We start from the raw sequence: 12,163 nt of genomic DNA on the forward strand, positions 1-12,163 counted from the left end.
AACTATAAGGTGAGAAAAGAGGTGTTTATTATTTATACCATTATAACTATTTTGATTTTATGTGTTATTATAGGTTATTTTATGGTTTTTTTAAACACAAGATATGAAATAGTAAATGATAAACTATTGATAAAATATGCATTCTCAAAATTAATAATACCAATAGAAGATATAAAAGAGATTGCAGAATCTACTTATTATGCATGTGAAGATAATAATCAATACAGTATAGGAATGCAAAATGGTCAGCCTGATAGAATAATAATAAAAACAAAAGATAATAAATCCTATTTTATAAGTCTTAATGGCTCTCATATCTTAGTAAATAAAATAAGAAAGGTAAAACCAAATATTAATATAAAAGGAATGTTTATATAAAAGATGCTTGGCTAATTTAAATTAGCTAAGCAGTTTTTTTTATTTTATAGAAATAATACTTGCATTATCAATTTGATAATGCTAGAATAAAAAATATCAAATTGATAAAAATAAAAAAAGGGGTTGTAACAGAATGAGCACTATATTGCAAGTAATTATTAGTATTTTAGGTATGACTGGAATCATGTATTGTTTATACTTTATGAAGAATAAAAGATATTCATTTACTGCTAGAGTTTTAACGGGATTAGCGCTTGGAATAATTTATGGAGCAGTACTTCAATCTATTTATGGCGTTGATTCAGTAGTAATCAAACAAGCTAACGGTTGGTTTGATATTATAAGCACTGGATATGTAAGATTATTAAAAATGATTGTAATACCTTTAGTATTTGTATCTATAACGTCTTCAGTTATAAATCAAAACTCAAATAACTTAGGTAAGATGGCAGGGCTTATAATAGGTGTATTAATTGCAACTACTGCTATATCTGCATTGGTTGGAGTAGGTTCAGCTAATTACTTTGATTTAAATGCAAAAGGAATGGAGATAGGAGAAAGTGAATCTCAAAGAAGCGAGTATCTAGAAAGTAAGCTTGAAGATTATAAATCTAAGCCTATACAAAAGCAAATAGTAGAGATTATTCCTACGAATCCTTTTTATTCAATGACAGGTCAGGGAAGTTCATCTACATTATCAGTAGTTGTATTTGCAGCATTTATAGCTATTGCGGTTCTGGGACTTAAAAGAAAGAAACCAGAATCTGCGGAATTTTTTATCTCAATGATAAATTCTTTACATGATGTTGTAATGAGATTGGTAACATTGATACTTAGACTTACTCCATATGGTGTAACGGCTTTAATGACAAAATTTATATCTACAAGTAATTATTCAGAAATACTTAGATTATTGAATTTTGTTTTGGCTTCTTATATAGCTATAATAATAATGTTTATAATACATTTAATAATAATTACATTCATAGGACTGAATCCTATAACTTATATAAAAAAAGTAATACATGTATTGATATTTGCGTTTACATCTAGAACTAGTGCAGGAACTCTTCCTTTAAATGTAGAAGCGCAAAAGGATAAACTGGGTGTAGATGAAGGTTATGCTAATCTATCAGCATCTCTTGGAACAAGTATTGGACAAAATGGATGTGCTGGTATATATCCTGCAATGTTAGCTGTTATGATAGCTCCTGTTGTAGGTATAAATCCAATGGATCCTGTGTTTTTAATCAAATTAGTTATAGTTACAAGCCTTAGCTCGTTTGGTATAGCGGGAGTAGGTGGAGGAGCAACATTTGCAGCACTTACAGTATTATCTGCTATGGGTCTTCCTGTTGGACTTGTAGGATTATTAATAGCAATAGAGCCTTTAATAGATATGGCAAGAACAGCGTTAAATGTAAGTGGAAGTATGGTAGCGGGTCTTGTATCTAGTAAAATAATGAATAAAATAGATATGGATTTATATAATTCATAAAAAAAAGAACTGCCTGAAAATGATTTAATAAATCGTTTTAAAGGTAGTTTTTTTTATTTGAATTTAAAATTTTAATATATAGTTTTTATATAATAATATAAAGTTTAGATAAAAGCATATATTAGTCTTGATTAATAGATTAATATTCGTTAAAATCGTGATATAATATAAATGAAAAATTACTTAAATCACCTAAATAAAGCAAAAAATATGTAATCAGTTTGATGTTTAGAGTGTTTGATTGTTCGTATAAATACGAATTTTGTTCACAAAACAAGAATTCCGGAGTTTTAAAGTCGAATAGTTTGTAGGTTTATACTTAGAATGTAAATTATACAAATAGAAAGTAGGCAAACTATGAAAATTTATGAATACTTTGATATAAATTTTTCTAAAAAAGAAATGATATCATTTGTAGGTGCAGGAGGAAAAACGACAATTATATTTAAGTTAGCAAAACAATTAAAAAGTATGAATAAAAAAGTATTGATCACAACGTCAACAGCAATATACCACCCTGATAAAGAAGAGTATGATGAACTAATTGTGAATGATTCAATTGATATAGGGAATATAGATAAAATTAAAGAAGGAAGCATTACTGTTATAGGAAGAAGAGTTTCAAAAGAAAATAAGCTGTTAGGATTATCCAAGGAAGCAATAGATGAAATTTATAATCTTAAAATATTTGATTATATTTTAGTTGAAGCGGATGGTTCTAAGAGAAAATCTATTAAATCACCTGATGATCATGAACCGGTTATACCTATTAATACGGATAAAGTAGTAGGGGTTATAGGGTTAGATTGTATTGGGAAAAAAATAAATATGGAAAATGTTCATAGACCAGAATTGTTTTGTAATATAACCAATAGTAAAGTAGAAGAAATAATAGATGAAGAAAAAATATTTGAATTAATTATAAATGATAAAGGGTTGTTTAAAAATACTCCTAAAGAATGTAAAAAATATATTCTGCTGAACAAGGTAGAATCTGAAAAAAGAAAAAAAGCAGCATCAGTAATTATAGAATTAGTAGTTGAAAGTAAATTTGATGTAGTGGATATTATTGCATCTAGTATTATTACTCAAAAAAATATCTTTAAGTGGAGTGATAAAATTTGATTACAGGTATTATTATGGCTTCAGGGTTTTCTAAAAGAATGAATAAAGACAAACTAACACTTGATTTTAAAGGAATCTCTATTGTTGAAAGAGTTATTAAAGCAGTAAAACAATCTAATATAGATGAAATAATATTGGTATATAGAGAAGAAAAAATAAAAGAAATAGCAATAAAAAATAGAATAAAAGCAGTGTATAATGATAAGGCTCAATTGGGACAAAGTGAGTCTATAAAGTTGGGTATTAATGCTTCGTCTATAGAAACAAAGGGATTTATGTTTTTTGTTGGAGATCAGCCTTTTTTAGAACCTTGTACTATAAATAAATTAATAGATACTTTCAATAAAAAAAATACTGACATAGTAGTACCTATATATAAAGATAAAAGAGGAAATCCAGTAATTTTCTCTTTTAAGCTAAAAGACGAATTGCTTAAAATTGAAGGAGATAAAGGCGGTAAAAGCATTATTACAAAAAAATATAATGATGTTGAGTTTGTTTTTTTTGATAATAATATTGCTAGATTAGATATAGATACATGGGATGAATATTTGAAATGGAGATGAAACTAAATGATTGATGATATTGTTGTAATAAGAGGTGGTGGAGATATTGCAACAGGGATTGCCCATAAGTTGTACAGAAGTGGATTTAAGATACTAATACTTGAAATAGAAAATCCAACTATGGTTAGAAGAACTGTTTCTTTTGCTAGTGCAGTATTTGATTGTGAGTCCGTGATTGAAGGTGTAAAATCAGTAAAAGCATATAACACAGAGGATGTGTATAAAGTATGGAATGATAATAATATACCTGTTATTGTAGATCCTAAGTGTAAAATAATAGATAAAATAAAAATAGATATTTTAGTAGATGCTACATTAGCAAAAAAAAATCTAGGCATGAATAGAAACATGGCTCCTATTACAATTGGTGTTGGACCGGGCTTTTATGCAGGTGAAGATGTAGATGTTGTTATTGAAACAATTAGAGGACATGATTTAGGAAAATTGATACTGAAAGGATATGCAAAAGCTGATACGGGTATACCTGGCAAAATATTAGGGTATGGCAAAGAAAGGGTATTAAGAGCCCCTTGCAATGGAATAATAAATAATTTATCAGATATAGGAGATATGATTAAAAAAGACCAAATAATTGCTTATGTAGATGATGAACCTGTAAAAGCTTCTATTGATGGTGTTTTAAGGGGAATCATTATGAATAATTCTAAGGTTAAAAAAGGTCTTAAAATAGCGGATGTTGATCCTAGAGGAATAAAAGAATATTGTTTTACTATTTCAGATAAAGCTAGATCTGTTGCAGGAGGAGTTTTAGAAGCTATATTATATATGAAAAAGATAGGAAAGGAGTGTGAATAAGATGGAATATAAAGTTTTGGACCAAATATCGGATGAAATAAAGTTAAATAAAAAAGTGGCATTGGCTACTATAACTAGGGTAGAAGGTTCTACACCTAGGAAAGAAGGTTCCATGATGGGAATTAAGGAAGACGGAAGTATTTTTGGAACTATAGGTGGAGGGAAATTAGAATTAGTTGTAATGGAGCATGCTAAAAAATGCATTATAAATGGAGAGAGCAAAAGATTTAATTTTAAATTAACGGATGATAAAGGAAGTTTGCATATGCAGTGTGGTGGTGAAGCAGAGGTTTTTATTAAAGTTTTCAATACCTTTGATAAACTATTTATTATTGGAGGCGGTCATATTGCACTTGAATTATACGAATTAGGTAAGATGCTAGATTTTTATACTATTATAGTTGAAGATAGAGAGGAATTTTGTAATATAAATAGATTCCCAAAAGCTGATGAGCTAAAAGTTGGGAATATACAACAAGTTATAGATGAATATAACATAGATGATAGTAGTTATATAGTTATTGTAACGAGAGGACATAAGCATGATGAGATAGCTTTAAAAGCTATTATAGATAGCGAGGCTAAATATATAGGCATGATTGGAAGTAAAAACAAAACAAAATATATAATGGATAATCTGAAAAATGAAGGAGTATCTCAACAAAAATTAGATAAAGTATATGCTCCTATTGGAATTTCTTTAGGTGGTGAAACACCTAAAGAAATTGCTTTTAGTATTATGGCAGAAATGCTGATGGTAAAAAATAACGGAAGTCTTAATCACTTAAAAGATATCAAAAAATAGTATGATTAGGGAAAAAATAGGAATGCATAAAAAATTTGTTGATTTTTGCATAAAATTAAGTTAGAATTAACTTTATCCGAAAGCTAAAACTTTTAGACTCCATCCTCTTAAGGTTGGAGATGAGAACTTAACAGCTTGTGAATTAAGTTTCGCTTTATAAAATTAATGGTAATATGAAAATAGAATAGTATCACTCATATAATCAGGGAAATATGGTCCCAGAGTTTCTACAGAGTAACCGTAAATTATTCAACTATGGGTGTTTAGGCATGCATTGAGAGCATACGATTAGAGTATAATTATACGTGTTTTTGTAATACAAATAATATACTTGAAATTTTATGCTATTGATAGACATGAAGTAATATACTAAACCCCCATTTTAAAAAAATGGGGGTTTTTATTTTAGGGAGGATAAGAATGAAATTATTAAAAGACGTTATAGTGAAAAAAGGTAAAGTTAGAGGTGAAGATGTTTTAAAAGTTGATAGTTTTTTAAATCATCAATTAGATATAAATTTATTAAATGAAATGGGAAAAGAATTTAAAAATCGTTTTAAAGATGATAATATAACTAAAATTTTGACTATAGAAGCTTCTGGGATTGCAATAGCAGCAATAGCAGCTCAATATTTTAATGTTCCTGTAGTATTTGCTAAGAAAGCAGAAAGTAAAAATGTAGATAATGATAATGCATATGAGAGCCAGGTTTATTCATTTACTAAAGATAAAACTTATTCAGTTAGGGTTTGTAAAGACTATCTAAATTCTTCAGACAATGTATTAGTATTAGATGATTTTTTAGCTAACGCGCAGGCTGCATTAGGATTAAAAGACTTAGTAAATCAATCAGGGGCTAATTTGGCTGGAATTGGGATTGTTATCGAAAAAGGATTTCAAGGTGGAGGAAAACTTTTGAGAGATAGTGGAGTAAGGGTAGAATCTTTAGCTATTATTAATTCTATGAATAGTGATGGTATTGATTTTGATTAAATAAAATGATACATATTGATAAAATCGAACTATAAATATGCATTAACACAGAAAGGATCGCAATAATAGGAATTATATGTAGAAATAATGATAAAATAGTACGTAAAAATGTTTTTTTGTGTTATAATGATTTTAGAAAAAAGGTATTTTAATTATTATGTTTAAAAAATATTTTAGAATAAAAGCATTAGGGGGAAAAAATATGAATAAAGATAATGAAATATATGATTTAGATGGGATTCCACCGTTACATAGAGCAATACCATTAGGATTACAACATATACTTTCGATGTTTGCAGGAAATGTAGCTCCTTTAATTATTATTGCCAATGCTATGAATTTACCTGTTGATGAAAAAACATTCTTGATTCAATGTGCTATGTTTATAGCTGGGGTAACTACTTTAATTCAACTGTATCCTATTGGACCAATAGGAGCAAAACTTCCTATTGTTATGGGTACAAGTTTTGGATTCTTACCTGTAGGTATAAGTATATCTGCACAATACGGGCTTGCTGGAGTGCTAGGAGCATCTTTTGTTGGTGGTTTTTTTGAAATTATAATGGGTGCATTTTTAAAACCATTAAGAAAATATTTTCCACCTGTTGTAACAGGAACAGTGCTACTATCTATAGGATTATCTCTTTTACCAGTGGGAATAAAATACTTTGCAGGTGGGGTTGGTGCAAAAGATTTTGGATCACCATCAAATCTTCTTTTAGGAACAATTGTTTTAGTAACTGTATTGTTTTTTAATCAATATACAAAAGGAATTACAAGTATGTCGTCTATATTAATTGGTATTATAGTAGGATATATCGTAGCTATCCCAATGGGGAAAATTGATTTTTCTGCTGTATCACAAGCTAAATGGGTATCTTTCCCAGTACCATTTAAATACGGAATGACATTTCATTTAGATGCAATTGTTGGAATGCTTTTAATGTACATTTTAACAACAGTAGAAACTGTTGGAGATATTTCAGGAATTACAATGGGCGGAGCCAATCGTGAAGCTACTGATAAAGAACTTTCAGGAGGAGTTATGGCAGATGGGTTAGGAAGTTGTTTAGCTGCTATCTTCAATGTGTTACCAAATACATCTTTTAGCCAAAATGTTGGATTAGTTGCGTTAACTGGTATTATGAGTAGATTTGTAGTTGCTGTAGGAGCAGTATTCTTAATTATAACAGGATTATTCCCAAAGGTTGGAACTGTTGTTGCTTTAATGCCACAAAGTGTATTAGGTGGAGCTACTATTGTTATGTTCTCGATGATAGCTATTAGTGGAATTAACCTTATTACAAAAGAACCTCTTGCTGGAAAAAATAGTATGATTGTTGCTGTTGCAATGGGACTAGGATTTGGACTTGGTTCTGTACCAGAAGCAATTGCATATTTACCAGAATCAGTAAAAATGATCTTTGGAGGATCAGGAATGGTTGTTACAGGAACTATTGCAATTATATTAAATATTATTTTACCAGAAAATCAAGAGAAAAAAGTAGAACATAATACTGATAAATCTCTTTCTGGAGCATAAAAGAATTTGTATAAATAAAGGCATATATTGAAAAACAATATTATGCCTTTTATCTATGTATAAGAGAATTATACAATATTTAAATTTAAAAATTTGGGGGAGGAATACAATTGATTTCTATACAAAACTATGTATTTCCTGAAACATTGGAAGAAGCATATAATATTTTAAAATCTAAAAGAAATAATACTGTATTAGGAGGCTGTTCTTTTTTAAGAATGGGATCTAAAAATATTGGAACAGCTATTGATTTATCTAAAATCAATTTAAATTATATAAAAGAATGTGATGAAATAATTGAAATTGGAGCCATGGCTACCTTTCGTGAAATAGAGACATGTCCTGTTTTAACAAAATACTTTAGTGGAGTATTATCGCAATCTGTAAAAAACATAGTAGGAGTTCAGCTTAGAAATAATGTAACAATAGGTGGAACTGTTTATTCAAAATACGGATTTTCAGATTTAATTACGGCTCTACTTTCTCTAGATACTGATGTAGTACTTTATAATGCAGGAAGAATATCTTTAGAGGAATTTTTAGAGAAGAGCTTTGAAAAAGATATTTTGACAAAAATTATTATTCCAAAAACAAATAAAAAATCAGTATTTAAATCAATGAGAAACTCAAGTAGTGATTATGCAGTATTAAATGTAGCTGTTTCAAAAGAAAATACAGACTTTAAGATAGTAGTTGGAGCAAGGCCTCAAAGGGCAAAAATTGCTAAAGAAGCGTCTATATACTTAGGAAAAAGTAAATTAACTGATGAAGATATTGAACTGGCTTCAAATATTGCTGTAAAGGAATTAAATTTTGGAAGTAATATGAGAGGTAGTAAAGAGTATAGAGAGGCAATCTGTAAAGCTCTTATAAAAAGAGCAGTAATGGAGGTTTTATAATGAAGATAGAAGTCACAATTAATAATAAAAAAATGACTATGGAAATAGAATGTGATGAATTCTTAGCAGATACACTGAGAAAAAATGGCTTCTTAAGTGTTAAAAAAGGCTGTGATACAGGGTCTTGCGGATTATGTACTGTATGGGTAGAAGATAAGCCTGTTCTTTCGTGTTCAGTTCTTTCTGCAAGGGTTAATGGAAAAGAAATTACAACTATTGAAGGAGTTCAAGAAGAGGCAAGAGAGTTCGCTGAGTTTTTAGTAAATGAAGGAGCAGAACAATGTGGATTTTGTAGTCCAGGATTTATTATGACTGTACTTGCAATGAAGAGAGAGCTTAAAAATCCTACAGAAGAAGATATCGTTCACTACTTAAGGGGAAATCTTTGCAGATGTACAGGGTATGTAGGTCAGTTAAGAGCAATAAAAAAATATATGGGGGTATTATAAGTATGAAGGCTGTAAATAATGCAATTTCAAAAATTGACGGAATGGATATTGCAACAGGGAAACCTGTTTACACAGACGATTTAGATAATAATTCATTGGTTGTAAGAATTCTTAGAAGCCCTTATGCTTTTGCAAAAATTAAAAATATTGATATACAAAAAGCAGAAACATTAAATGGAGTTGAATGTATACTTACGTATAAAGATGTTCCGAATGTAAGATTTACAATGGCAGGTCAATCTTATCCTGAGCCATCTCCTTATGATAGATTAATTTTAGATGAATATGTTCGTTATGTAGGAGATGAGGTTGCAATTATAGCTGCAGTAGACGAAAAAACTGCATCAAAAGCTATGAAATTAATCAAGGTTGAATATGAGGTATATAAGCCTGTTTTAGACTTTGAAAAAGCACAAGAACATAAATCTACTATTCATCCAGAAGATGACTTACATGTGAATTTTGATATTGGCACAAATAAAGAAAAAAATATAGCAGCTTCTTATAAAACAGAAGTTGGAGATGTAGAAGCTGAGCTTAAAAATAGTGAAGTTGTGGTTGAAGAAACATATTACACTCAAGCTCAGGCTCATGGGATGATGGAAACATATCGTGCATTTAGTTATATGGATCATAATGGAAGACTTACAATTGTAAGTGCTACACAAATTCCTTTTCATGTTAGAAGAATTGTTGCAAGAGCTTTACAAATTCCAAAGAGTAATATTCGTGTAATAAAACCTAGAATTGGAGGAGGGTTTGGTGGAAAGCAAACAGCATCTGTAGAAGTCTTTCCAGCAATTGTTACATTAAAAACGGGAAAGCCCGCAAAAATTGTTTATGATAGAAAAGAAACATTTAGCTGTACAACTAGTCGTCATGCTATGAAAATTAAAGTAAAGATAGGATCAGATAAAGAGGGAAATATTAGGGCTATAGATATGCAGGCATTATCTGATACGGGAGCATATGGTGAACATGCATGGACTGTATTTAGTGTTGCAGGACATAAAACACTTCCTCTATACAATCAAGCAAAAGCAGTGAGATATATGGGGAATGTAGTTTATACAAATAAAATGACAGCAGGAGCTTTAAGAGGATATGGAGTTACTCAGGGAATATTTGCATTAGAGTCAGCAATCAATGAGTTAGCAGCTAAGTTAAATATAGACCCTGCAAAGCTTAGAGAGAAAAATATTATAAAACAAGGGGAGACTAACCCTATTTTAGGAGGTTCTAAAGAAGGAAATCCTGTTGCTTTAGCAAGTTGCACTCTTGATAAATGTATTGAAAAAGGAAAGAAACTTGTTGGATGGAATGAAAAGTATCCTAGAAAAGATATGGGTAATGGAAAAGTTAGAGCAGTTGGCATGGCAATAACAATGCAGGGTTCTGGTATACCAGGAATTGATACAGCTTCGGCAATAGTTAAATTAAATGATGATGGATTTTATACACTTTTATTAGGTGCTACAGATATGGGACAAGGATCAGATACTATACTTGCACAAATGGCAGCAGATGTTTTAGAAACTACAATGGATAAAATAATTGTACATACTGCTGATACGGATATTTCTCCATATGATACAGGTTCATATGCTTCTAGTACAACTTATGTTACTGGAAATGCTGTTATAAAAGCGTGTGAAGATATAAAAAATAAGATATTAGAAAATGTAGCAAATCTATTAGATGCATCAATAGAAGAGTTAGTATTTGATGGATCATTTGTAAAAATAATAAACGAAGAAAATGTATTATCTCTTGATGAGATAGCACAGCGTTTAGCAGTAGGAGAAGGAAAAAATCAATTGATTGGAGTAGGTTCTTTTGGTGGAGAAACAAGCCCTCCTCCATTTATAGCAGGATTTGCTGAGGTAGAAGTTGATAAAGAAAGTGGAAAAATAGATTTAATTGATTATGTTGCAGTTGTTGACTGCGGAACAGTTATAAATCCAAAGCTTGCACGAATTCAAGTTGAAGGAGGATTGGTTCAGGGAATAGGAATGGCAATGTATGAGGATGTTAGGTATAGTGATACAGGAAAAATGCAAACAAATACATTCATGCAGTATAAAATTCCTTGTAGAAAAGATATAGGAAAGATAACTGTAGATTTTGAATCAAGTTATGAACCTACTGGTCCTTTTGGAGCAAAATCTATAGGTGAAGTAGTAATAAATACTCCACCACCAGCAATTGCACATGCTGTCTATAATGCAGTTGGTGTTAATATTAGAAGTTTACCTATTACACCTGAAAAGGTTCTAATGAGAATATTAAAAAAATAAATATAGTAATTTAGTGTAAATCACCTTCTGAATTTTTTTACGTATTATATAAGAGATGAAATTTGGGAGGTGATTTTATGTTTTTTAATCCACTTATGATATTGAAAAATTATGAGAATTCATATAGACAAGATCAGGAAAATATAGATTATATAATTAAAGGAATAGAAAGTGACTTTCCTAATATTTATAATCAAGGAATGAATAAGAATATTGTTACATCTTTACTTAGGTTTATTGTTAATTATGTACAAGACAATCGTTATAAATACAAAGGTACAAAAGAAGAAATAGCTGGTTATCTATTAAATGACTTGAATAAAAAACATTCATGGATATTTTTAATATTGAGTATTTCTGGAATAGAATATCAAAGAATATATAGATTCTTAAAACGAATAATAATATTTATTTTATTGTATATTGAAAAACCAACTCCTGTATACGACCTTCAAAAGGAAATTAGAAGAATAACAAATATAATTAGAGATACAACAAATATATTTAATAGATTAGAAAAGCTTGGAATACCAAGAAATGAAGTGAGGAGTATAGTAAGAAGAGTTGTTGCATTCACTTTAAGAAGTATTGACATATATAATCCACCTTTAGATATACAACAAGCTTCTCAACAAATTTTAAGGAATTTAATAAGATCTAATACAAGTGTTATTAGAGATATAAGATATTATGGAATTACAATTCCTGAAGTGAGACCTATTTTAAGAAGAATCATAAGAATAACATTAAGAAATGTTAGTTATAAAGATAAATATTAATTTTAAAAGGGATGT

At 29.6% G+C, this 12,163-nt stretch carries 12 protein-coding genes and 1 riboswitch; all 12 genes read left to right on the forward strand.

The features are described 5' to 3' along the window. Positions 1-51 precede the first annotated feature (51 nt). A complete protein-coding gene (locus M2214_RS03660; RefSeq protein WP_248482916.1) occupies positions 52-378 on the forward strand; it encodes a SunI/YnzG family protein in 327 nt (108 codons plus the stop codon). A 133-nt stretch (positions 379-511) separates the two neighbouring features. After that, positions 512-1,876: an L-cystine transporter gene (locus M2214_RS03665; RefSeq protein WP_248482917.1), complete on the forward strand. Its 1,365-nt coding sequence runs from the start codon at positions 512-514 to the stop codon at positions 1,874-1,876. Positions 1,877-2,233: 357 nt separating this feature from the next. Further along, entirely contained in the window at positions 2,234-3,001 is a 768-nt protein-coding gene (gene yqeC, locus M2214_RS03670; RefSeq protein WP_248482919.1) for a selenium cofactor biosynthesis protein YqeC, read from the forward strand. Continuing rightward, a complete protein-coding gene (mocA, locus tag M2214_RS03675) occupies positions 2,998-3,567 on the forward strand; it encodes a molybdenum cofactor cytidylyltransferase (protein ID WP_248482921.1) in 570 nt (189 codons plus the stop codon). The genes yqeC and mocA overlap by 4 nt, the downstream gene beginning before the upstream one ends. Before the next feature lie 6 nt (positions 3,568-3,573). After that, positions 3,574-4,383: a selenium-dependent molybdenum cofactor biosynthesis protein YqeB gene (gene yqeB / locus M2214_RS03680; RefSeq protein WP_248482923.1), complete on the forward strand. Its 810-nt coding sequence runs from the start codon at positions 3,574-3,576 to the stop codon at positions 4,381-4,383. 1 nt (position 4,384) lies between these two features. Continuing rightward, positions 4,385-5,188 carry an XdhC family protein gene (locus tag M2214_RS03685; protein ID WP_248482925.1) on the forward strand — a complete coding sequence of 268 codons (804 nt, stop codon included), beginning with the start codon at positions 4,385-4,387 and terminating at the stop codon, positions 5,186-5,188. Positions 5,189-5,362: 174 nt separating this feature from the next. Then, positions 5,363-5,464, forward strand: a riboswitch (purine riboswitch). 144 nt (positions 5,465-5,608) lie between these two features. Beyond that, a complete protein-coding gene (locus M2214_RS03690; protein WP_248482927.1) occupies positions 5,609-6,181 on the forward strand; it encodes a xanthine phosphoribosyltransferase in 573 nt (190 codons plus the stop codon). 202 nt (positions 6,182-6,383) lie between these two features. Then, positions 6,384-7,724, forward strand: a complete 1,341-nt coding sequence (locus tag M2214_RS03695) for a uracil-xanthine permease family protein (protein WP_248482930.1) — start codon at positions 6,384-6,386, stop codon at positions 7,722-7,724. A gap of 110 nt (positions 7,725-7,834) precedes the next feature. Continuing rightward, positions 7,835-8,623, forward strand: a complete 789-nt coding sequence (locus M2214_RS03700; RefSeq protein WP_248482932.1) for an FAD binding domain-containing protein — start codon at positions 7,835-7,837, stop codon at positions 8,621-8,623. Continuing rightward, the gene (locus M2214_RS03705; protein ID WP_248482934.1) at positions 8,623-9,072 is read left to right on the forward strand and encodes a (2Fe-2S)-binding protein; all 450 of its coding nucleotides are present in this window, start codon (positions 8,623-8,625) and stop codon (positions 9,070-9,072) included. Before M2214_RS03700 ends, M2214_RS03705 begins: the two co-directional genes overlap by 1 nt. A gap of 2 nt (positions 9,073-9,074) precedes the next feature. Continuing rightward, complete coding sequence (locus tag M2214_RS03710) at positions 9,075-11,369, forward strand: xanthine dehydrogenase family protein molybdopterin-binding subunit (protein ID WP_248482936.1); 2,295 nt, start codon at positions 9,075-9,077, stop codon at positions 11,367-11,369. Positions 11,370-11,446: 77 nt separating this feature from the next. Further along, entirely contained in the window at positions 11,447-12,148 is a 702-nt protein-coding gene (locus M2214_RS03715; RefSeq protein ID WP_248482938.1) for a hypothetical protein, read from the forward strand. Positions 12,149-12,163 lie beyond the last annotated feature (15 nt).

The sequence above is a fragment of the Tepidibacter aestuarii genome (assembly GCF_934924865.1).
In the GTDB taxonomy this organism is placed as follows: Bacteria; Bacillota; Clostridia; order Peptostreptococcales; family Peptostreptococcaceae; genus Tepidibacter_A; species Tepidibacter_A aestuarii.